General features: G+C 71.9%; 14 protein-coding genes. 11 read left to right on the top strand and 3 right to left on the bottom strand.

The annotated features are described in order from the left end of the window. The first annotated feature begins 99 nt into the window (after nucleotides 1-99). The 4 genes from ACZ4WH_RS17475 to ACZ4WH_RS17460 all read left to right on the top strand — a co-directional run bounded on the left by ACZ4WH_RS17475 (nucleotide 100) and on the right by ACZ4WH_RS17460 (nucleotide 5,963). A complete protein-coding gene (locus ACZ4WH_RS17475; protein WP_468181239.1) occupies nucleotides 100-2,259 on the top strand; it encodes an ATP-binding protein in 2,160 nt (719 codons plus the stop codon). Nucleotides 2,260-2,366: 107 nt separating this feature from the next. Next, entirely contained in the window at nucleotides 2,367-3,944 is a 1,578-nt protein-coding gene (locus ACZ4WH_RS17470) for a PucR family transcriptional regulator (RefSeq protein ID WP_468181237.1), read from the top strand. A 145-nt stretch (nucleotides 3,945-4,089) separates the two neighbouring features. Beyond that, on the top strand, nucleotides 4,090-5,535 hold the full coding sequence (locus ACZ4WH_RS17465; protein ID WP_468181235.1) for an aldehyde dehydrogenase family protein: 1,446 nt from the start codon (nucleotides 4,090-4,092) through the stop codon (nucleotides 5,533-5,535). Between the two features lie 152 nt (nucleotides 5,536-5,687). Beyond that, complete coding sequence (locus ACZ4WH_RS17460) at nucleotides 5,688-5,963, top strand: hypothetical protein (protein ID WP_468181233.1); 276 nt, start codon at nucleotides 5,688-5,690, stop codon at nucleotides 5,961-5,963. A gap of 89 nt (nucleotides 5,964-6,052) precedes the next feature. On the opposite strand, the gene ACZ4WH_RS17455 is transcribed toward ACZ4WH_RS17460, so the two are convergent. After that, the gene (locus ACZ4WH_RS17455) at nucleotides 6,053-8,887 is read right to left on the bottom strand and encodes a glycoside hydrolase family 3 C-terminal domain-containing protein (protein WP_468181231.1); all 2,835 of its coding nucleotides are present in this window, start codon (nucleotides 8,885-8,887) and stop codon (nucleotides 6,053-6,055) included. Between the two features lie 336 nt (nucleotides 8,888-9,223). Between ACZ4WH_RS17455 and ACZ4WH_RS17450 the strand changes: the two genes are divergently transcribed. From ACZ4WH_RS17450 to ACZ4WH_RS17425, 6 genes are read left to right on the top strand one after another with little or no spacing between them, the layout of a single operon-like run. After that, the gene (locus ACZ4WH_RS17450; RefSeq protein ID WP_468181229.1) at nucleotides 9,224-10,930 is read left to right on the top strand and encodes a type 2 periplasmic-binding domain-containing protein; all 1,707 of its coding nucleotides are present in this window, start codon (nucleotides 9,224-9,226) and stop codon (nucleotides 10,928-10,930) included. Continuing rightward, on the top strand, nucleotides 10,927-11,952 hold the full coding sequence (locus ACZ4WH_RS17445) for an ABC transporter permease (protein WP_468181227.1): 1,026 nt from the start codon (nucleotides 10,927-10,929) through the stop codon (nucleotides 11,950-11,952). The genes ACZ4WH_RS17450 and ACZ4WH_RS17445 overlap by 4 nt, the downstream gene beginning before the upstream one ends. After that, nucleotides 11,949-12,902 carry a carbohydrate ABC transporter permease gene (locus tag ACZ4WH_RS17440; RefSeq protein ID WP_468181225.1) on the top strand — a complete coding sequence of 318 codons (954 nt, stop codon included), beginning with the start codon at nucleotides 11,949-11,951 and terminating at the stop codon, nucleotides 12,900-12,902. Before ACZ4WH_RS17445 ends, ACZ4WH_RS17440 begins: the two co-directional genes overlap by 4 nt. A gap of 44 nt (nucleotides 12,903-12,946) precedes the next feature. After that, nucleotides 12,947-14,917, top strand: a complete 1,971-nt coding sequence (locus tag ACZ4WH_RS17435) for a beta-galactosidase (protein WP_468181223.1) — start codon at nucleotides 12,947-12,949, stop codon at nucleotides 14,915-14,917. Further along, a complete protein-coding gene (locus ACZ4WH_RS17430) occupies nucleotides 14,914-17,109 on the top strand; it encodes a glycosyl hydrolase family 95 catalytic domain-containing protein (RefSeq protein WP_468181221.1) in 2,196 nt (731 codons plus the stop codon). Before ACZ4WH_RS17435 ends, ACZ4WH_RS17430 begins: the two co-directional genes overlap by 4 nt. Nucleotides 17,110-17,144: 35 nt before the next feature. Continuing rightward, nucleotides 17,145-17,852, top strand: a complete 708-nt coding sequence (locus tag ACZ4WH_RS17425; RefSeq protein WP_468181219.1) for a glycoside hydrolase family 12 protein — start codon at nucleotides 17,145-17,147, stop codon at nucleotides 17,850-17,852. Nucleotides 17,853-18,158: 306 nt separating this feature from the next. Here ACZ4WH_RS17425 and ACZ4WH_RS17420 read toward each other — a convergent pair whose 3' ends face one another. After that, nucleotides 18,159-19,208 carry a LacI family DNA-binding transcriptional regulator gene (locus ACZ4WH_RS17420; protein WP_468181217.1) on the bottom strand — a complete coding sequence of 350 codons (1,050 nt, stop codon included), beginning with the start codon at nucleotides 19,206-19,208 and terminating at the stop codon, nucleotides 18,159-18,161. A 316-nt stretch (nucleotides 19,209-19,524) separates the two neighbouring features. Here ACZ4WH_RS17420 and ACZ4WH_RS17415 point away from each other — a divergent pair, with 316 nt between their 5' ends. Further along, nucleotides 19,525-21,462, top strand: a complete 1,938-nt coding sequence (locus tag ACZ4WH_RS17415) for an acyl-CoA dehydrogenase family protein (protein ID WP_468181215.1) — start codon at nucleotides 19,525-19,527, stop codon at nucleotides 21,460-21,462. Here ACZ4WH_RS17415 and ACZ4WH_RS17410 read toward each other — a convergent pair. Then, nucleotides 21,459-21,917 carry a lamin tail domain-containing protein gene (locus ACZ4WH_RS17410; RefSeq protein WP_468181213.1) on the bottom strand — a complete coding sequence of 153 codons (459 nt, stop codon included), beginning with the start codon at nucleotides 21,915-21,917 and terminating at the stop codon, nucleotides 21,459-21,461. The two genes, ACZ4WH_RS17415 and ACZ4WH_RS17410, sit on opposite strands and share 4 nt — an antisense overlap. Between the last annotated feature and the right edge of the window lie 122 nt (nucleotides 21,918-22,039).

Raw genomic sequence — 22,039 nt, 5'->3', positions numbered from 1 at the left:
ACGGCCTCTTACGGCCACGTAAGCGGTGAACTCCCCATGCCGGGGCGTTAGATTGACTCGCTGATGACGGACGGAACGGCTGGTCAGGGGGCAAGGTCGATGGACAGCGACGGGACGCGGGACACACGCGGCACGCACGCGAACCCGGTACCGCGCCCTATGGCGGCGCCGGAGGGGGCGGGGGTGCCACCCATGCCACCCGGGGTGCCGCCGATGCCCGACGGGTCGGCCTTCCTGACGTGGCTGCGTGCACCCAGGCCGCCGGCGGCGCCCGGAATCTGGCGACTCCGTTATCGGCCACGGCCGGAGGTCGAACCGACGGAGACACCCACGCGGCAATTGCTGGGGGGAGCCGTGATCGCGCTCCTGTGCGGGTGGCTGCTGTGTTCTCTGCTGTGGAACGGCTATCTCGGTGACTTCTGGCAGTGGCCGTGGTACGTGCTCGCGCCGGACTCCTGGGTGAAGGGCGAAGCCGGCCAAATGGGCGGAGTCGCATCGTGGCTGTACACGTGGCTGGTGTTCGGTGCGATCTTTGCGCTGTTCGGAAAGATCGGCCACTGGGGCGAGCTCTGGCGCCGCTACGGCGCTCCCCTTCTACGCGCCGCCGTGCCCGCACTGCGCACGGCCGGGCCGGCGGGCCGCGGCGCCGCCCCCACCGCCGACACGCCACCCACCCCCGAACAAGACCCCGCCGAATGGCCCCAGCTGCGGCAGGCCGGGGCCTATGAGGCTGCTGAGCGGCTTGCCGCCGAGGCGAAGGCCGGGCTCATGCGGGATGTGGATCACGCGCGGATCACCAGGGCCTGGCAGGGCGTACGGTCGGGCCGGCACAGCCTGGCCACCTTCACCGGCGCCGTACTGAAGGACGGCGCCGCCGCCTGCCTGCACCCTTCCGGCGAACGCGACCTGCCCGTCCGGCACGCCCGGCACGACCTGCTCACCGGCCAGGTCCGGCTGGGCACCACGGCCGACGACCCCCGCAACCCCTACCACTACCGCGGCGCCGGCCTCGCCCTCGGCCCCGACCTGCTCGGCACCTCCCTGCTCGCCGTCGGCCCGGCCGGCTCCGGGAAGACCGGTGGCGTTGTGCGCCCGCTCGCCGAGTCCCTGTGCCTTCACGCCCTCGCAGGCCGTGCCTCGGTCGTGGTGGTCGGCGCGGCGGGCGCCGGGCTCGGCCCGGCCGAGGCCTACGACGTCGTCGTCCGCGTCGGCCACCCGGAATCCGTGTACGACCTCGACCTCTACGGCGGCACCACCGACCCCGACGAGGCCGCCGCCATACTCGCCGAGGCCCTCGTCGGCGACCTCGCGGACCCGCACCCGGGCAGCGACAGCCGCCGCTCCACCACCGTCCTCGCCCAGCTGCTGGGCCCGTTCCGCGCCGTCCACGACCGCTTCCCCTCCGTACCGGAGCTGCGGCAGCTGCTCGACGGAGCCCCCGGCCCGCTGGCCGCGCTGCGCAAGGGCCTGACCGACACCGGGCACGCGTCCCTGCTCAGGGAACTCGACGCCCGGGAGCGGCAGATGGCCCACCCGGGCGACGTCGGCACGGTCCTCGCCGACCGGATCGCCCTGCTCGACCGGCCCGCCTTCGCCGCCTTCTTCGACACCTTGGGACAGAGCCGGCCCTTCTCCCTCAAGGCCCTCGACCACCCGGTCCGGGTCCGCATCGACCTGCCCCAGCGCGGCCACGCCGACGCCTCCCGGATTCTGGCCCGGCTGGTGCTCGCCCAGTTCACGGCCTCCGTGACGGTACGGGAGGACCGGTCGCTCTTCGCCTGCCTGCTGCTCGACGACGCCACCGGGGTCGTCACGCCGGAGGCCGTGCGCGGCATCCAGCGGCTGCGCAGCGCCAACGCCGGCACGGTGCTCACGCTGCGCACCCTGGACGACGTACCCCGGCCGCTGCGCGGTCCGCTGCTGGGCGCCACGGGCTGCCGGATGGCGCTGTCCGGGCTCACCCCCTGGGACGGACAGGACTTCGCCGAGGTGTGGGGCAAGGAGTGGACCGAGACCCGGGACGTCACCGACCGGCAGATCATCGCCGAGACTCCGGCCGGCAAGGCCGTGCACATGCTGCGCCGGGTCATCACCGGGCAGGCGCCCACCGCCCGCGCCGTCACCGTGCGGCAGGTCGAGCGGGAGCGGTGGTCGGCTTCCGAGTTGGCTCATGGCGTGCCGCCGGGGCATGCCGTGTTGTCGTTGACCACCGTGGAGGGGGAGCACGCGCCGCCGTTGCTGGTGGATCTGCGGGACTGAGGGGCCAGCGTGGGGTCGTACGGTGAGGCAGAATCGGGCTAGGCCGTTCATACACGGCGGCCAAAAGATCACCGGGATCGACGGATCTCCCTCACCGTGAAGGCCCCATGCCCCCGACTCTCGCCTCGCTCGTCCACCACTCCGCGCTCAAGCTCACCGTGCGCGCGGGCGAGGACCGCCTGGACGTGCCCGTCCGCTGGGCGCACGTCAGCGAGCTGGCCGACCCCGTGCCCTACATGGAGGGTGGCGAGCTGCTGCTGATCACCGCGCTCAAGCTGGACGCGGAGGACCCGGAGGCCATGCGGCGGTATGTGCGGCGGCTGGTCGGCGCCGGTGTCGTCGGGCTCGGGTTCGCCGTCGGCGTGAACTACGAGGAGATTCCCGACGCCCTCGTCGACGCCTGCGCGCAGGAGGGGCTGCCGCTGCTGGAGGTTCCCCGCCGCACCCCCTTCCTCGCCATCAGCAAGGCGGTCTCGGCCGCCATCGCCGCCGACCAGTACCGGGCGGTCACCGCGGGCTTCGCCGCCCAGCGTGAACTGACCAAGCAGGCGCTGAACACCGGCCCGGAGGGGGTGCTCAGCGCGCTCGCCGCCCAGGTCGACGGCTGGGCCGCGCTGTACGACGCCTCGGGTGCCGTCGTCGCCGCCGCGCCGGAGTGGGCCGGCCGCCGCGCCGCCCGGATCACCGCCGAGGTCGAGCGGCTGCGGGAGCGGCCCGCGCCCGCGTCCTCGGTCGTCGGCGGACCCGAGCACGAGGACCGGGTGGAGCTGCACAGCCTCGGCACCGGCCGCCGTCCGCGTGCCGCGCTCGCCGTGGGGACGGCCGCCGCGCTCGGCACCGCCGAACGGTACGCCGTGCACTCCGCCATCGCCCTGCTCACCCTCACCACCGAACGCTCGCGTTCCCTGCACGCGGCCGAGCAGCGCGTCGGTACGGCGGTGCTGCGCATGCTCCTCGCGGGCGAGCCGGACCACGCCCGGGCCGTCGCCGGTGACCTGTACGGCGAGCTGCTGGACGCCCCGTTCCGAATGATCGTCGCCGAGTCCGGGTCCGGCCCGGCGGGCGAACCGCTGGGCGAACTCGCGGAGACCGTGGAGAGCGCGGCGGCGCGGGCCGGGGAGGCCGTGCTGGTCGTGCCCGAGGGGGAGCGGCTGGTGGTGCTGGCCGCCGACGGGGGCGCGGCGGTGGCCGCGTGTGCCGATCACGCGGCGGCGCGAGAGGCTGACCGGGCGGTGGCCGAGCAGGGGCGTGCGGAGGAGGACGCGCTGGTCGTCGGCCTTTCCGCGCCCGCCGGGCCGATCGCGGCGGCGGCGGCGTACAAGCAGGCCGAGCAGGCGCTGTCGGTGGCGCGGCGGCGGGGGCGGGTGTTCGTGGAGCACGAGCAGCTGGCCGCCGGGTCGGTCCTTCCACTGCTGGCCGACGACGCGGTGAAGGCGTTCGCCGACGGCTTGCTGCGGGCGTTGCACGAGCACGACGCGACCGGACGGGGGGACCTGGTCGCCTCGTTGCGGGCGTGGCTGTCCCGGCACGGGCAGTGGGACGCGGCGGCGGCCGACCTGGGGGTGCACCGGCACACGCTGCGGTACCGGATGCGGCGGGTGGAGGAGATCCTGGGGCGCAGTCTGGACGATCCGGACGTGCGGATGGAGCTGTGGCTCGCCCTGAAGGCGACGTCCACGGAGTAGTGCGGAGCGCCGAGTAGTCCAATCAGTAGTGCCGGGTCTGCGTACTGCTACGACTCGGACAAACGCCCCCCGGCCGCCCCCGGCCTACCGTGGACCACGCAAGCCAAGCAGCACACCCCCAACGCGGAAGGGCCGGGACTCGTACATGACTTCCACCCATGCCTTCTGGCTCGCCGGCCGCCAGGCCACCGGCGAGGACACCTTCGACGTCACCTCCCCGTGGGACGGCCGGCTCGTCGGCAAGGTCAGCGTGCCGACCGACGCCCAGGTCGAGGAGGCCGTGGCCGCCGCGTACGCCGTCCGCGAGGACTTCGCCGCCACCCCGGCGCACGTCCGCGCCGCCGCTCTCGACCACGTCAGCAAGCGGCTGGCCGAGCGCACTGAGGAGATCGCCCAGCTGATCTCCGCCGAGAACGGCAAGCCGATCAAGTGGGCCCGGGGCGAGGTCGGCCGTGCCGTCTCCGTGTTCCGGTTCGCGGCCGAGGAGGCCCGGCGGTTCAACGGCGGCGAGGCCCAGCGGCTCGACACCGACGCCGGCGGCCAGGGCCGGCTCGCGCTCACCCGCCGCTTCCCGAAGGGTGTCGTGCTCGGCATCGCGCCGTTCAACTTCCCGCTGAACCTGTGCGCCCACAAGGTCGCCCCGGCGATCGCCGCCGGCGCCCCGATCATCCTGAAGCCGGCCCCGGCCACCCCGCTGTCCGGCCTGATCATCGGTGACCTGCTCGCCGAGACGGACCTGCCCGCCGGGTCGTGGAGCATCCTTCCGGTGCCGAACGACAAGATGCCCGCCCTGGTCCAGGACGAGCGCCTGCCGGTCATCTCCTTCACCGGTTCCGAGAAGGTCGGTTACGCGATCATGGACTCGGTGCCGCGCAAGCACTGCACGCTGGAGCTGGGCGGCAACGGAGCCGCGGTCGTCCTCGGCGACTACGCCTCCGACGCCGACCTGGACTGGGCCGCTACCCGCATCGCGACCTTCTCCAACTACCAGGGCGGCCAGTCCTGCATCTCGGTGCAGCGCGTGATCGCCGACGCCTCCGTGTACGACCGGCTGCTGCCGCGCATCGTCGCCGCCGTCGAGGCCCAGGTCACCGGTGACCCGTCCGACCCGAAGACCGACGTCGGCCCGCTGGTCAGCGAGGACGCCGCCCAGCGCGTCGAGTCCTGGGTGAAGGAGGCGGTCGAGGCCGGCGCCGCCCTGCTCACCGGCGGTGACCGCGACGGCGCCTCCTACGCGCCGACCGTGCTCACCGACGTACCGGCCGGTGTGACCCTCTCCTGCGAGGAGGTCTTCGGGCCCGTCCTCACCGTGCAGAAGGTCGACGGCGAGGCCGAGGCGTTCGCCGCGGTCAACGACTCCAAGTACGGCCTCCAGGCGGGCGTGTTCACCCACGACCTCCAGGCCGCCTTCCGTGCCCACCGCGCCCTGGAGGTCGGCGGTGTGGTGATCGGCGACGTCCCGTCCTACCGCGCCGACCAGATGCCGTACGGCGGCGCCAAGCAGTCCGGTGTGGGCCGCGAAGGCGTGCGGTTCGCGATGGAGGACTACACCTACGAGCGCGTGCTGGTCCTCACCGGTCTCGCGCTCTGACCTGCCACGGACAGGTCGGAAACGGAAACGGCCGCAGCCCACTGTGCGGGGGCTGCGGCCGTTTCCGTTTCCCTCTCGCCGAGGCAATCCGGAAAGGCTCCGCGGACGTATGGAATGTAGGGCCGCACCCTGAGGGAAGAAGGAGGGCCATCATGCGAGCATCACGCGCGAGGCGCCTCTTCGCGGCGTCCACGGCCGGCCTGCTGATGGCCGGCGGCGCCGCGATCGGTGCAGCAGGCACAGCCTCGGCGGCAGCCCCTGCCGTGCCCACCCAGGTCACAGACGACTGGTGCCGGGGCCACCACGGCTGGCGCTGCTTCGACCATCGCTTCGACCATCGCTTCGATCACCGCTTCGATCACCGCTTCGATCACCGCTTCGATCATCGGTTCGGGAACGGAGCCATCGTGATCATCGTGGTCCGCTAGCGGTGACGGGGCACGTCTGCCTCCACTGGGCCCGGCACCGCTGCCTTCCGGTGCCGGGCCCCTTCCTGGTGTCGCGCTTCTCCGGACCCTCAACCGGAGAAGCCGACGTGCGCGAGCCGCAGCGGGCCGCGCAGCCTGAGGCGGACGTCGTGGACGCCGTCGGCGACCAGCCCGGCGGTGAGGGTGGTGTAGGCGTACGGGCCGTCCGTGGGCGTGTCCAGGGTGAGCGCCGCCAGCATCGGGCCGCCGTCCAGGGCGAGTTCCACGGTGCCCTCGCCCGCCACCTGTGCGGTCACCTCGCGCACTCCCGTGCCGAAGTCGCAGGCCCGGTAGACCAGTTCGGCCGTCCCGTCGTGGGCCGGGGTCACCGCGTCGCCCGCCGTCTTCGTCCGGTCCACGATCGCGACGCCGGACTGCTCGTCGAAGTCGGCGCCGGACAGGCCCCGTTCGAGCACCGGGCGCGGGGCCGGCGGCCGTCCGTCGACGTGGACGGTCGTCCGCAGGCGTACGTCCTCGCTGGACGCGCCCAGCAGGAGTTCGTACGGCCCCTCTTCCAGGCGCCACCCGCCCTCGGCCACGTCCCAGAACTCCAGCGCGGACAGCGGGACGTCGAAGGACACGGAAGCCGTGCGGCCGGGGGTGAGCGTGATCCGGCGGTGCGCCAGCAGCTCGCGGCGTGGGCGGGGCACCGACGGGTCCACCGCCCGGCCGTACAGCTGGACCACCTCATCGGCCGTCCGGTCCCCGGTGTGGGTGACCGTGCAGCCGATCCGTACCGAGCCCGCCTCCACCCCGGCCGCCAGGTCGGCGTAGGCGAAGGACGCGTACGACAGGCCGTGGCCGAACGGGAAGAGCGGCGTGCCCTCGAAGTAGAGATAGGTCTGGCGGCTGCCGATCACGTCGTAGTCCAGCAGGTCGGGCAGGTCGGCGTCGGCGGCGTACCAGGTCTGGGGCAGGCGGCCGGCCGGGGAGACGTCGCCGGCCAGCACCCGGGCCAGGGCCGTGCCCGCCGCCTGGCCGCCGTGTGCCGTCCAGAGCACGGCCGGCAGCCGGGCCGTGTCCACCGCGTACGGGTACGCCGACACCAGCACCAGCACCGTGCGCGGGTTGGCGGCGCGGGCCGCGCGCAGCAGCCGTAGCTGGTGCTCCGGCAGCAGCAGGGTCGTACGGTCCTCGGTCTCGCGGCCGTTGATGTGCGGGTCGTTGCCCGCCACCACCAGGACGACGTCCGCCTCGCCCGCCGCCCGGGCCACGGCCTCCTCGCCCCGCTCGGCCGTGACGACCTCGAAGACGTCGCCCGTGTCGGCAACCTTCACCCCGTCGGCGGCGACCCGCACATGACGACCCGTGCCCAGGTGCTTGAGGAGGTGACCGCCGCGGTGCGGTTCCAGACGGAACGTCTCCTGGACGACCCAGCCGCCGGGCTGGTCGGCGGAGGCGCGCAGGTAGCCGTCCTCGGCGACGGAGAGATAGCGGCCGTCGGGGGCGCGCAGCGTCAGCACGCCCTCGCCCCAGTCGGCCAGCGCGAACTCGGTGCCGGTCGCGTCCGTGGTCAGCGGCGGCAGGTCGGTGCGGCCGGAGAGCAGCGCGGGGTCCAGCGCGCCCTCGGTGCCGCGCGCCCGGTCGGGGGCCTCGGCCGGCGGCACGGACAGGAAGGCGCCCGCCGCCGTCCGCAGCCGGACGCGGTCCACGCCCTCCGCGAACTCCACGCGCTCGGCACCGAACCGCTCGTACAGGCCTTCCAGGGGAGTGGAGCGGTGGATGAGGCTGCCGCTGTACCAGTCGAGTTTGCACTCGTCGGCGAGCGGGCCGACGACCGCGATCCGGGTGTCGGGGGCGAGCGGCAGCAGGTCGTCGTCGTTCTTCAGCAGGACGATCGCCTGCTCGGCGGCCTCCCGCGCCAGCTCCCGGTGGGCGGGGGTGTCGAACGCGCCGGTGGCCGCGTGCGGGTCGTGGCGCGGGTCGAACTCGCCGAGCCGGAAGCGGACGGAGAGCTGGCGGCGGACCGCGGTGTCGAGGTCCGCCTCCGTCAACAGGCCTCGCTCCACGGCCCCCTTGATCCGCGCGGTGATCCGGGAGGCGTCCGTGCCGTGGTCGGTGAAGCTGTCCACGCCGGCCAGCAGGGCCGCCGCGGTGGCCTCCTCGTGGGTGTCGAAGTAGTGCTCGGCGTCGACCAGGTTGGAGGGCGCGCCCGCGTCCGAGCAGACCAGCAGCTCTTCGTCGGTCCAGGTGCGCAGGTGCTCGCGCAGGTACGGGGAGACGTGGTTGGGGCGGCCGTTGACCAGGTTGTAGGCGGGCATCACTCCGGCCACCGCGCCCGCCTCGACCGTCTCCTCGAAGGCGCGCAGGTCGTACTCGTGCAGGACGCGCGGGCGCACGGAGGCCGACGAAGTGGCCCGGTCCGTCTCGTTGTTGTGCGCGAGCCAGTGCTTCAGCACGGGGGCGGTACGCCAGTACAGAGGATGCTCGCCGCGCAGGCCCCGGGTGTACGCCGTGGCGATGGCCGACGTGAGCTTCGGGTCCTCCGAGTAGCCCTCCTCGTTACGGCCCCACAGCGGGTGGCGCAGCAGGTTGACCGTGGGGGACCAGACGTTGAGGCCGACCCGGTCGTCGCGGGCGCGCATCGCCCGGGCCTCCCTGGACACCGCCTCGCCGACCCGCCGCACCAGCTCCGGGTTCCAGGTCGCGCCGAGGCCGACCGCCTGCGGGAACACCGTCGCCGGGCCCATCCAGGCCACACCGTGCAGGGCCTCCTGACCGGTCCGCCAGGCGGCGATGCCGAGCCGCTCCACGGCGGGCGTGAACTGGTGCAGGAAGGAGATCTTCTCGTCCAGGCCGAGCCGCGCCAGCAGGTCGTCGACGCGCTTCGCGAACGGCAGGTGCGGATCGCGGAAAGGCGGCGTGGACGGCGAGTCAACGGTCACGAGTGGTTCCCCTTGCGGATGGAGCGAGACGGCCCTTTCGAAGCGCTTCGATGCTCGGGCGGCCGAAGTTAAGGTGTCAAGTGCCGGGCCGAAACAAGGCCGACTTTCCACCGGCGCGGCAAGGCACGGCCAACTCCCGTAGCGGCGCGGGGAGATCGGAGGAATCTTGGGAACGACCCTTGTGCGCCCCCACGGGTTCACTTAACCTCGCAGCAACTTCGAAGCGCTTCGACTGCCTTGCACGGCAAACGCACTTCCGCTCAGCCGGATCCACTGAAGACACCGCAGCCGACGGCCACCGCCGGGTGTCCTGGTGCGCCATGAAGGGTTGACGCAATGACGCCGAACGCCGCCCCCGCATCCTCCGCGCCCAGCCGGAGAAGCTCCCCCAGCAGGAGGAGCTTCCTCGCCTCCACCGCGGTCGCCGCCGCGGCCGTGGCCGGCGGGATGCCGCTGCTCACCGCCTGCGGCGGCGGGCAGGAGGGCCGCAAGGAAGGCACCACCTCCGGCAAGGCGGCGCAGAAGATCCTCCCCGTGTACGTGGCGTCGAGCGTCGTCGCCCCCGACCTCCCCGCGAAGAACGGCTCGGCGGCCGGCTTCACCAAGGCCGTCGCCCTGGACCAGCTGAAGACCTCCGTGCCGAAGAAGCTCGGCAGCGGCGGCGAACTCACCGTCATGGCCCCGCTGTGGGGCACCCCGCCGGACAACGACAACCCGTACTACCGGGCCATGAACGAGGCCATCGGCGTCCGGACCAGCTGGCAGAACCAGGACGGCAACACCTACGACGAGAAGCTCGGCGCGGTCCTCGCCTCCAGCGACATCCCGGACGTCGTGGTCGTCCCCGGCTGGAACCTGATGGGCAAGATCCCCAGCGCCATCAACGCCAAGTTCGCCGACCTCGGCCCCTACCTGTCCGGGGACAAGGTCAAGGACTACCCCAACCTCGCCGCCGTACCCACCGACGCCTGGCAGCGCTCCATCTTCGGCGGACAGCTGCGGGCGGTCCCGCTGCCCGCCCCCTACGTCACCAACATCGCGCCCTTCTACCGCAAGGACGTCTTCGACAAGAAGGGCTGGCAACTGCCCAAGTCAACCGACGAGTTCCTCGCCTGGGCCAAGGAGGCCACCGACGCCAAGGGCGGGGTGTGGGCCTGCGCCGACATGAAGTGGACCGCCTTCAACGCCTTCGGCGTCCTCAACGGCAGCGACAAGGCGCTGTGGTGGAACCTCCAGGGCGGCAAGCTGATCAACCGGATCGAGACCGAGGAGTACCTGGAAGCCCTGGAGTGGGCCCGCAAGCTGTTCGCGGCCGGCGTGGTCCACCCCGACGACAAGGCCGGCAAGACCGCCAACCCGGCCGGTGTCCGGTTCACCGCCGGCAAGCTCCTCGTCTACAACCAGGACCTGTCCGACTGGTTCGGCAAGACCTCCGAACAGCGCACCCAGAACCCGGACTTCGAGATGGGCGCGATGGACGTCTTCACCCACGACGGCGGCGACCCGCTGCTGTGGGCGGTCCAGCCCTCCAACATCTTCACCTTCGTCAGCAAGAAGGCGTCCGAGCAGAAGATCAAGGACTTCCTCGCCATCGCCAACTTCTGTGCCGCCCCGTACGGCACGAAGGAGCGCCTGCTCGCCGAATATGGCGTCGAGGGCACCGACTTCACCCTGAACAGGGGCGTGCCCACCAAGACCACCAAGGGCGTCAACGAGGTCCTCGGCGCCTTCGACTACACCGGCAAGCCCGCCGCGTACGTCGCCCACCCCGACCTCCCCGAGGTCACCCGGGGCATGGTCGAGTGGCAGCAGCGCATGGGCGCCTTCACCAAGAAGTCCTCCTTCTACGGCCTCACGATCACCGAACCGAGCCGCTGGTCCAACCTCGCCGACGACTTCGAGCAGCTGGAGGACGACGTCGTACGCGGCCGGAAGAAGATCAGTGACGTGCAGCAGGCGGTCTCCGACTGGAAGAAGCAGGGCGGCGACGACCTGCGCGACTGGTACCGCAAGCTGCTCGACTCCGCCGGCTCGGCGAAGTGACCAGCACCGTGCCCCGCAGCAGGGCCGGGGCGACGACGGGGGAAGGGGCCCCGGTGGCGTCCGGCGGTGGCACCGGGCGCCGGGAGCGCGGCCGGAAGCTCAGCCTGAGGATCAGATTCCGGCGCGACCGCACCCTGATCCTGATGACCCTGCCCGTGGTCCTGCTGCTCCTGGTCTTCAACTACATCCCGATCCTCGGCAACGTCGTCGCCTTCCAGGACTACGACCCCTATCTCAGCGACAACGGCTTCGTCGCCGTCTTCCAGAGCCCCTGGGTCGGCTTCGAGCAGTTCCAACGGGTCTTCGGGGACCAGGAGTTCTGGCACGCCGTACAGAACACGTTCGTCCTGTTCTTCCTCCAGCTCGTGCTGTACTTCCCGATCCCGATCGCGCTGGCCCTGCTCATCAACAGCGTGATCCGGCCCCGGGTGCGCGCGGTCGCCCAGGCGGTCATGTATCTGCCGCACTTCTTCTCCTGGGTGCTGGTCGTCACCGTCTTCCAGCAGATCTTCGGCGGCGCCGGCGTCCTCGCGCAGACCCTGCGCGAACACGGGCACTCCGGCTTCGACATCATGACCGACCCCTCGGTCTTCAAGTACCTGGTGACCGCCCAGATGGTCTGGAAGGACGCGGGCTGGGGCATCATCGTCTTCCTCGCCGCGCTCGCCGCCGTCTCCACCGACCTGTACGAGGCCGCCGCGATGGACGGCGCCGGGCGCCGGCGCCGCATGTGGCACATCACGCTGCCCGCGCTGCGGCCGGTGATCGCCCTGCTGCTCGTGCTGCGCGTCGGCGACGCCCTCACCGTCGGCTTCGAGCAGTTCCTGCTCCAGCGGCAGGCGGTCGGCCCGGACGCCTCCGAGGTGCTCGACACCTACGTGTGGTGGAACGGCATCCGCAACCAGGACTTCAGCTACGCGGCGGCGGCCGGCCTGATCAAGGGCGTCGTCGGACTGACCCTCGTCCTCGTGGCGAACAAGGTGGCCCACCTCATGGGCGAGCAGGGGGTGTACGAGAAATGAGCGCCGTGGCCGACCGGCCTCTCGTGGAACGGGAGCGGCGGGAGAAGCGGAGCCGGTGGGCGGCCCCGCCCCGGCCGTCCTGGGAGGAGGAGCCGGCGAAGGCCGGGCTCGCCGGGAAGGGGCTGGTCCTCGGGATCGCCTGCTTCGCCGTGCTCTTCCCGCTGTGGATCGTGATCGTCACCAGCCTGTCCCCGAAGAAGGTCATCGACGACACCGGCGGGCTCGTGGTGATCCCCAAGGGCATCACCTTCGTCGCCTACCAGGAACTGCTCAGCGGCGGCCAGGTCCAACGGGCCGCGCTGGTCAGCGTCGGGGTGACGTTCGTCGGCACGGTGTTCAGCATGACGGTGTCCGTGCTGTGCGCGTACGGCCTCTCGCGCCGGGGGTCACTCGGGCACCGGTGGATCCTGATGACCCTGCTCGCGACGATGTTCTTCGGAGCCGGGCTCATTCCCACGTACCTGCTGGTGCAGGCGCTCGGCCTCACCGACACCTACCTCGCCCTGATCCTGCCGAGCGCCGTCAGCGTCTTCAACATCCTCGTCCTGCGCGGGTTCTTCATGGGCATCTCGCCCGAACTCGTCGACAGCGCGCGGATCGACGGGGCGGGGGACTGGCGGATCCTGTGGCGGATCGTGCTGCCGCTGTCCCGGGCCGTGCTGGCGGTGATCACGCTGTTCTACGCGGTCGGGTACTGGAGTGCCTGGTTCAACGCGTCGATCTACCTGACCGACCAGAAGATGATGCCGTTGCAGAACGTGATGATCCAGCTGGTGCAGAAGCAGGAACGGCCGGTGGGGCTGTCGGCCCAGATCAACACCGGGCAGCTGTCGCCGCTGGCCGTCCAGATGGCGGTGATGGTGCTCGCCCTGCTGCCGGTCGCCGTGCTGTCGCCGTTCGTCCAGAAGCACTTCCGGAAGGGGATGCTGACGGGGGCGGTGAAGGGGTGACCGGGCGCCTACGGAAGGAGCCGCATTCAGCACAGGGAGCCCGCGTGAAGCCGACCCTCGACGACGTCACCCGGGGCCGCCTCCTCTTCGGCGGCGACTACAACCCCGAGCAGTGGCCGGAAGAGACCTGGCAGGACGACGTCCGGCTGATGAAGGACGCCCGGGTCAACTCCGTCACGCTCGGCGTCTTCTCCTGGTCGAAGCTCGAACCCGAACCCGGAGCGCGGGAGTTCGGCTGGCTGGACCGGCTGATGGACCTCCTGCACGACCACGGCATCGGGGTCGTCCTCGCGACGCCCACGTCCTCGCCTCCGCCCTGGATGGGCCGGCTGCACCCGGACACCCTGCCCCGGGACGCCGACGGGCGGATCGAGTGGTGGGGCGGCCGGCAGCACTTCTCGCACTCCAGCGCCACCTACCGCCGGTACGCCGCCGCCATCACCGAGGACCTGGCCGCCCGCTACGGCAGCCACCCGGGCCTCACCCTGTGGCACATCAACAACGAGTACTGCACCTTCGACCACGGCGACGAGGCCGCCGCCGCGTTCCGCCGCTGGCTGCGCGCGAGGTACGGCACCCTGGACGCCCTCAACTCCGCGTGGGGAACCGCCTTCTGGAGCCAGGGCTACGACACCTGGGACGGCATCCTGCCCCCGCGCCACGCCCACTATCTGAAGAACCCGGGCCAGGTGCTGGACTTCCGGCGCTTCACCTCCGACATGCTCCTGGAGTGCTGCACCGCCGAGCGGGACATCGTCCGCAGGCACACCCCGCACATCCCGGTCACCACCAACTTCATGCCGCTGTGGACCGGGCAGGACGCCTGGCGCTGGGCCGAGGAGGAGGACGTCGTCTCCGTCGACCTCTACCCCGATCCGCGCGATCCGCTGGGCGCGCAGCGCGGCGCCCTCGTGCAGGACCTCACCCGTTCGCAGGCGCGCGGGCCCTGGATGCTGATGGAGCAGGCCGCCGGGCCGGTCAACTGGCGGGGGGTGAACCACCCCAAGCCGCGCGGCCTCAACCGCCTGTGGTCCTTCCAGGCCGTCGCCCGGGGCGCCGACGCCGTCTGCTACTTCCAGTGGCGCCAGTCCCGGCAGGGCGCCGAGAAGTTCCACTCCGGGATGGTCGGACACGCGGGAGAGGAGGGGCGCACGTATCAGGAGATCAAGCAGCTCGGCGCCGAACTCGAACAGATCTCGGCCGAGGTGACGGGTGGCCGGATCACCGCGGAGGCGGCCGTCCTGCACGACTGGCACTCCTGGTGGGCCGGTGACCACGAGGGGCGGCTGTCGACGCTCGTGGACCTGCCGGAGGTGCTGACCGCCTGGCACCGGGCCCTGTGGGAGTCCCACCTCACCACGGACTTCGCCCACCCGGAACACGATCTGTCCGGCTACCGGCTCGTCGTCGCCCCGCAGCTGTACCTGCTCACCGACGCCGCCGTCACCAACCTCCTCGCGTACGTGCGGGGCGGCGGCGCCCTCGTCTGCGGGTTCCTCACCGGGGTCGCCGACGAGGACGACCGGGTCCGGGCCGGCGGCATGGACGCCCGGCTGCGCGAGCTGTTCGGCATCCGTACCCTGCACGAGTGGTGGCCGCTGGAGGCGGGGGAGACCGTGGCCTGCGAGGGCTTCCGCGGGACCCTGTGGTCGGAGGAGATCGAGCCGGAGCCCGGAGCCGCCGAGACCGTGCCGTACCGGGGCGGTGAGCTGGACGGGCTGCCCGCCGTACTGCACCGGGGCCGCGCCTGGTACCTGTCCACGCTGCCCGAGCCGGACGCCCTGCGCTCCCTGCTGGCCGGCATCGCCGCCGAGGCGGGGGTCGATCCGGTACTGGACGGGCTCCCGGCGGGTGTGGAGGCGGTGCGCCGGGGCGAGCTGCTGTTCCTGCTGAACCACGGGCGGGAGCCGGTCACCGTCCAGGTCCCCGGGGCCCGTCACGAACTGCTCGGCGGTACGGACGTCACGGACGCGGTCACCCTCGGCCGCTACGGCGTGGCGGTGCTGCGGTCATGAGCCACACACCGGTCCACGGCACCTGGGAGCCGGCCCCGGCGGCCCGCTGGGAGGACGCCTTCCTGAGCGGCAACGGCCATCACGGCGCCCTTGTGTTCGGCGACCCGAACGATGAGCGGGTCCTCGTCACCCATCACACCCTGGTCCGCCCCAACGGCGCCGAGCACGCCCGGCCGCCCCGGCTGGCCGCCGAACTCCCGGCGGTGCAGGCGCGGTTGCTCGCCGGTGACCTGACCGCCGCCGAGGGTTTCACGGACGGCCGCCCGCTCCAGTGGGTGCAGCCCTTCCATCCCGCCTTCCGGATCCGGCTGCGCAGACCGGCGGGCAGCGCACACGGCGGCCTCCGGCGGGCCGTCGACTTCACCAGCGGCGAGGTCACGGCCGTCCGCTCCGACGCCGGCAGCCGCGTCTTCGTCTCCCGCGCCGACGACGTGATCGTGCACGAGGTCACCGGGGGCGACCTCGACGTCCGCCTGGACCACCGGCTGCCCGGCGCCCCGGCCGGGCTGCGGGTCGGCCACGGCGCGCTGCTCACCCCCGAGGGCGCCCTGCTGAGCCTGCGCGCCCGCTACCCGGACAGCGACCGCGCCTACACCGGCGTGACCCTCGTCGCGGTCTCCGGCGGCCGGACCGAACTCGTCCCGCCGGGCGTCCGCGTCACCGGCGCCCGCTCGGTGCTGCTGCTCACCCGGGTACGCCGGCACACCGGCGAGGCGGACGTGATCGCCGAAACCCGGCTGCTCCAGGACCTGCTCGACGGCACCGAGCAGCCGTACGACAGCCTCCTCGCCCGCCATCTGGACCGGCACCGCACCGCCTACCTGCGGGTGGGTCTCGATCTCGGCGCCGACCCGGCCGAGCGCGCCCTGCCCGGCTCCGAGCTGCTGAAACGCCCGCACAGCCCGGCCCTGCTGGAGCGGCTGTTCGCCGCCGGCCGCTACCACCTGCTCTCCAGCAGCGGCCTGCTCCCGCCCCGGCTCACCGGACTGTGGACCGGCGACTGGAACACCGCCTGGTCGGGTGCGTTCACCACGAACGCCAACCTCAACCTCCAGACCGCTTCCGCGCCCGCCGCCGCCCTGCCCGAGGTCACCGAGGCGCTGGCCGCGCTGGTCGAGCGGCAGCTGCCGGACTGGCGGGCCAACGCCCGCGCGATCTTCGGCACCCGGGGCGCCGTCGCGCCCTCGCACACCGACGGCGAGTCCGGGCTGACGTACCACTTCAGCCGTGAGTACCCGCTGCACCTGTGGACCGCCGGCGCCGACTGGCTGCTGAAACCGCTGGTCGACCATGACGAGATCCGTGGCGAGCGGGACCCGCGCACCGCCGCCGCCCTCGCCGAGGCGGCCCTCTTCTACGAGGACTTCCTCACCCGCACCGACCGCGACGGCCACCTCGTCGTCGTGCCCTCCTACTCGCCCGAGAACCGCCCCGCGAACGGCAGCTGGGGCGCGATCAACGCGGCCATGGACCTCTCCGCCGCCCGCCACACCCTGCTCACCGCCGCCCGCTGTCATCCCCGACTCGGTGAGAGATGGCGGGCGTTGGCGGACCGGCTGCCCGCGCACCGGATCAACCGCGACGGCGCCCTCGCCGAATGGGCCTGGCCCGGACTCGACGACTCCTACGACCACCGCCACCTCAGCCATCTCCACGGCCGCTGGCCGCTGGAGGAGATCACCCCGTACGACACCCCCCGCCTGGCCGCCGCCGCCCACCGGGCGCTCGAACTGCGCGGCCCCGAGAACGACTCCGCCCACGGCCATCTGCAGCACGCCCTGCTCGCCGCCCGGCTCGGGGACGCGGGGCGCGCCGCCCGGGCCCTGCGCCGGGTCCTGGACGGCGACTTCTTCCACGCCTCCCTGATGAGCGCCCACTATCCGCGGCGGAACGTCTACAACGCGGACGCCGCGCACACCCTGCCCGGCGTGCTGATCGAGATGCTCGTCCAGTCCACCCCGGACCGGCTCGTCCTGCTGCCCGCCGTCCCGGACAGCTGGCCGCGCGGCGAACTGCGGGGCATCCGTACCCGGTTCGGCGCGGAGATCGACATCGGCTGGGGACCGGACGGCGCCCGGGCCGTCGTACGACCGGGCCGCACCCACCGCGTCGAACTGCGGACTTCCCGCGGCGCCGAGCCGCTCGACCTCGTCGCCGGAGAAGACCGCGTCCTCGTCCTGGGGGCGCGGTGACCGGAGAAACTCCCCCCACCCATGGAAGGGACACCATGGCAACAAGCACGCTGAGCCGGGTCGCCAAGGCCCTGCTGGCCCCCGCCCTCGGCGCCACCGTCGGCCTCGCCTCGGCGCCCGCGTCCGCCGCCGTCTGGAACTCCTGCGACCAGTGGGGCAACACCACGCTGAACGGCTACACCCTCTACAACAACATCTGGGGCTCCGGCGCCGGCAGCCAGTGCGTCTGGGCCAACTCCGGCACCAACTGGGGCGTCTGGGCGAACCACCCCGACACCGGCGGGATCAAGTCCTACCCCAACGCCAAGAAGGTGATCAACAAGCCGATCACCTCCCTGACGTCTCTCACCAGCAGCTACAACGTCACCGTCCCGGCGTCCGGCGCGTACAACACGTCGTACGACATCTGGGACACGGCGTACGACTACGAGGTCATGCTCTGGGTCAACAAGACCGGTGCCGTCGGCCCGCTCGGCACCTCGCAGGGCACGGTCACCCTCGGCGGCGCCACCTGGACCGTCTACAAGGGCAACAACGGCTCCAACGACGTCTTCTCCTTCATCCGCAGCTCCAACTCCAGCTCCGGCACGGTGAACATCCTGCCGATCCTGAAGTGGATCAAGGACACGAAGGGCTGGTTCGGCAACGTCACCATCGGCGACGTGCAGTTCGGCTACGAGATCACCTCGTCGTCCGGCGGCCTGGACTTCACCACCGACAACCTGACCGTCAGCAGCAGTTGAGCCGACGGGCCGGCTCCCTCGCGGGGGCCGGCCCCTCCGGGCTACTCGGTGACCGGCAGCTCCGCCCCGTCCCGCAGGGCCGGGCTGTTCCACAGCAGGGTGCAGCCCCGGCTGGACATCAGCATGCTCCTGAGGCAGGGAGTGCAGGCAGGGACAGCGGGCAGAAGGTGCAGGCAGGGCAGTGGGCGGGGGCGGGCGGACGGGGCAACTGGCGCAGGTGCGGGCAGGGACAGCGGGCAGAGCGTGCGGACAGGAGAGCGGGAGAGCGGCAGGGGTGTGTCCCGGGCGGGCCGTGACCGGTGGGTGTCAGGGCGCGGCCGGTGCCGGGCCCGAACTCGCCCGGACCGTCAGCTCGGGTGCGAGCAGCTCGACCTCGTCGCCGCCCCGGCCGTCCAGCTTGGCCACCAGGTGCTCCACGGCGTGCCGGCCCATCTCCTGGGCGGGGATGGCGACCGAGGTGAGCCGCACCGAGGCCTGGACGGCGACCTGGTCCGGGCAGATCGCGACCACGGACACGTCCTCGGGCACGGCCCGGCCCTGCTGGCGCAGCAGCGCGAGCAGCGGTTCCACCGCGGACTCGTTCTGCACCACGAACCCGGTCGTCCCCGGCCGCTCGTCGAAGATCCGGGCCAGGGTGAGGGCCAGGGCGTCGTACCCGCCCTCGCACGGCCGGTGCAGCACCCGAACGCCGGTCTCCCGGGCGCGGGAGCGCAGTCCGTCGAGGGTGCGCTCGGCGAAGCCGGTGTGCCGTTCGTACACCGCCGGGGCCTCGCCTATGACAGCGATGTCACGGTGCCCGAGTTCCGCCAGATGCTCCACGCACAGCGCGCCGGTCGCACTCCAGTCCAGGTCCACGCAGGTCAGGCCGGTGGTGTCGGCGGGCAGACCGATGAGGACCGAGGGCTGGTCCTCCCCCGCTCTCGGCTTCACCCCGGCGGGGGCGCCCCCACCCCGCAGCAGCGGCAGCCGTTCGTCCTCCAGCTCGACGTCCATCAGGATCATCGCGTCGGCGAGACCGCTGCCGGTGACCCGGCGCACCGCGTCGGGGCCCTCCTCGCCGGTGAGCAGCAGGACGTCGTACCCGTGCGTCCGGGCCGTGGTGGCCACCGCGATGGCGATCTCCATCATCACCGGCACGTACATGTCGGTGCGCAGGGGGACCATCAGCGCGATGATGTTGGACCGTTTGCCGGCGAGGGCGCGGGCACCCGCGTTCGGGTGGTAGCCCAGCTCCCGGATGCTCTGCTCGACCCGCTGCCGGGTGGTCGCGGAGATGGACCGCTTGCCGCTGAGGACATAGCTCACCGTGCTCGCCGAGACTCCGGCGTGCTGAGCGACCTCGGCGAGGGTGACCATCCAGCTCTCCAAGCTTTGTGAAGCGCTTCGACACTGCGCATTGACGACAAGGTGGGTGAGGGTGAGATTGACACTAGCTTCAGGCGGGCCGGGGTGTCCATAGCGCGTCGAAGCGCTTCGACAGTATTTCCCGGGAGCTTGCGGGTCGCGCCCCGACCGCAGTACACACCCGCGCCCCGGCGCTCCGGCAGGGCTTTCGGCCGTTCGGACGCGCGAGGGGTGGTGGGGTCGGCCCGTTTCGGGTACCAACGATCCAGTAGCACTGGTCGGTAACGAACGGTCCCAGTCATCCCCCTTCGCGGCGAGGTGAGCCTGAATGTCCGCCACCACCACCCCACGCACCACTGTCACCGAGCGCGAGGCCCGCCAGGTGGCGGAGGCCGCCCGGCAGCAGGACTGGCACAAGCCCAGCTTCGCCAAGGAGCTGTTCCTCGGGCGCTTCCGGCTCGACCTCATCCACCCCCACCCGCTGCCCGACGACGAGTCCGTCCAGCGCGGCGAGGAGTTCCTGGGGAAGCTGCGCGCGTTCTGCGAGACGGCGATCGACTCCGCCCGGATCGAGCGCGAGGCCCGCATCCCCGACGAGGTCGTGGCGGGCCTGAAGGAACTCGGCGCCCTCGGTATGAAGATCGACCCCAAGTACGACGGTCTCGGCCTCACCCAGCTGTACTACAACAAGGCCCTCGCCCTGGTCGGCTCCGTCAGCCCCGCCGTCGGCGCGCTGCTCTCCGCGCATCAGTCGATCGGCGTACCGCAGCCGCTGAAGCTGTTCGGCACCCAGGAACAGAAGGACGCCTTCCTGCCCCGCTGCGCCCGCACGGACATCTCCGCGTTCCTGCTCACCGAGCCGGACGTCGGCTCCGACCCGGCCCGCCTCGCCACCACCGCCGTACCCGACGGCGACGACTACGTGCTCGACGGGGTGAAACTGTGGACCACCAACGGGGTGGTCGCCGACCTGCTCGTCGTCATGGCGCGCGTGCCGAAGTCCGAGGGGCACAAGGGCGGCATCACCGCGTTCGTCGTGGAGGCGGCCTCCGAGGGCGTCACCGTGGAGAACCGCAACGCCTTCATGGGGCTGCGCGGCATCGAGAACGGCGTCACCCGCTTCCACCAGGTCCGGGTCCCGGCGGGCAACCGCATCGGCCCCGAGGGTGCCGGGCTGAAGATCGCTCTCACCACACTGAACACCGGCCGGCTGTCGCTGCCCGCGATGTGCGCCGGAGCCGGCAAGTGGTGCCTGAAGATCGCCCGTGAGTGGGCGGCGGAGCGCGAGCAGTGGGGCAAGCCGGTCGCGCTGCACGAGGCGGTCGGCTCCAAGATCAGCTTCATCGCGGCGACGACGTTCGCGCTGGAGGCCGTGCTCGACCTGTCCTCCCAGATGGCCGACGAGGACCGCAACGACATCCGCATCGAGGCCGCCCTCGCCAAGCTCTACGGCTCCGAGATGGCCTGGAAGATGGCCGACGAGCTGGTCCAGATCCGGGGCGGGCGCGGCTACGAGACGGCCGAGTCGCTGCGGGCGCGCGGCGAGCGGGCGGTCCCGGCCGAGCAGATCCTGCGCGACCTGCGCATCAACCGCATCTTCGAGGGCTCGACGGAGATCATGCACCTGCTGATCGCACGGGAGGCCGTGGACGCGCACCTGTCGGTCGCCGGTGACCTCATCGACCCCGACAAACCGCTGTCCGCCAAGGCGAAGGCGGGGGTGGGCGCGGGCGTCTTCTACGCCAAGTGGCTGCCGAAGCTGGTCGCCGGACCGGGCCAACTTCCGACGGCGTACGGCGAGTTCAAGCACGGCATCGACCTCTCGGGGCATCTGCGCTACGTCGAGCGCACGGCCCGCAAGCTCGCCCGCTCCACCTTCTACGCCATGTCCCGCTGGCAGGGCCGGATGGAGACCAAGCAGGGCTTCCTCGGCCGGATCGTGGACATCGGCGCCGAACTGTTCGCGATGAGCGCGGCCTGTGTACGCGCCGAGCGGCTGTGGCGCGAGGGCGAGCACGGCCGGGAGGCCTACCAGCTCGCCGACGCCTTCTGCCGTCAGGCCCGCATCCGGGTGGACGAACTCTTCGACCGGCTGTGGACCAACACCGACGACCTGGACCGCAAGGTGGTCAAGCATGTCCTCGGCGGGGCCTACACCTGGCTGGAGGAGGGCATCCTCGACCCCTCGGGCGAGGGGCCGTGGATCGCCGACGCGACCCCCGGACCCCCGGCCCGCGAGAACGCCCGCCGTCCCTTCGGGAGCTAGCAGTACGTGTCGCTCGGGTCCCGCGTCGTCCAGGAGCAGGTGTCGACCTTGCTGCCGCTCGCCTTGGTCAGCGTGGCCGTGTCCTTGTCGTTGTTCCAGACGTAGGCGCGGCGGTCCTGGTACTTGTCCGACGCGGTGTCCGAGCCGCTGCCGGTGCGCACCTTCAGGTACTTCCCGGCGCCGATCCTGACGTTCCCGAAGACGTACTTGTGGTTGGAGGCGTCCTTCAGCACCCATCCCTTGAGCGAGACGGCCGAGCCGCTGGTGTTCTTCAGCTGCACCCACTCGGCGTTCAGGCTCTTGTTCGAGCGGTTGTCCGAGCCGGGGCTGTCGAACCACACATGGTGGATCTTCACGCCCCCGGCCGCCTCGGCCGGGGTGCTGAGCAGGGTGCCGGTGAGCAGGGCCGCGCCGGCGAGGGCGGGCAGGGCGGCGCGTATGCGCACAGTACGCATGGAGAGATCCCCCCAGGATGTCGTCCGCGAAGTCGTTGCGGGGCCGGTCGGCGACCGGCCCGGACTGAAGTGTTATCACATGATCTTCACGTAGGCTTCACACTGGCGCCGAACGCACCCGC

This window comes from Streptomyces sp. NPDC029138 (genome assembly GCF_055564375.1).
The sequence above is the reverse complement of the archived record's forward strand: the minus strand, read 5'-3'. Positions and strand labels throughout refer to the sequence as shown.

What these genes read in the sequence shown, in the direction of transcription:
- ACZ4WH_RS17440 (WP_468181225.1), top strand. Translation starts at nt 11,949, where the DNA reads ATGAGCGCCGTGGCCGACCGGCCTCTCGTGGAACGGGAGCGGCGGGAG.
- ACZ4WH_RS17430 (WP_468181221.1), top strand. Translation starts at nt 14,914, where the DNA reads ATGAGCCACACACCGGTCCACGGCACCTGGGAGCCGGCCCCGGCGGCC.
- ACZ4WH_RS17410 (WP_468181213.1), bottom strand. Translation starts at nt 21,917, where the DNA reads ATGCGTACTGTGCGCATACGCGCCGCCCTGCCCGCCCTCGCCGGCGCG.
- ACZ4WH_RS17470 (WP_468181237.1), top strand. Translation starts at nt 2,367, where the DNA reads ATGCCCCCGACTCTCGCCTCGCTCGTCCACCACTCCGCGCTCAAGCTC.
- ACZ4WH_RS17425 (WP_468181219.1), top strand. Translation starts at nt 17,145, where the DNA reads ATGGCAACAAGCACGCTGAGCCGGGTCGCCAAGGCCCTGCTGGCCCCC.
- ACZ4WH_RS17420 (WP_468181217.1), bottom strand. Translation starts at nt 19,208, where the DNA reads ATGGTCACCCTCGCCGAGGTCGCTCAGCACGCCGGAGTCTCGGCGAGC.
- ACZ4WH_RS17415 (WP_468181215.1), top strand. Translation starts at nt 19,525, where the DNA reads ATGTCCGCCACCACCACCCCACGCACCACTGTCACCGAGCGCGAGGCC.
- ACZ4WH_RS17465 (WP_468181235.1), top strand. Translation starts at nt 4,090, where the DNA reads ATGACTTCCACCCATGCCTTCTGGCTCGCCGGCCGCCAGGCCACCGGC.
- ACZ4WH_RS17460 (WP_468181233.1), top strand. Translation starts at nt 5,688, where the DNA reads ATGCGAGCATCACGCGCGAGGCGCCTCTTCGCGGCGTCCACGGCCGGC.
- ACZ4WH_RS17475 (WP_468181239.1), top strand. Translation starts at nt 100, where the DNA reads ATGGACAGCGACGGGACGCGGGACACACGCGGCACGCACGCGAACCCG.
- ACZ4WH_RS17450 (WP_468181229.1), top strand. Translation starts at nt 9,224, where the DNA reads ATGACGCCGAACGCCGCCCCCGCATCCTCCGCGCCCAGCCGGAGAAGC.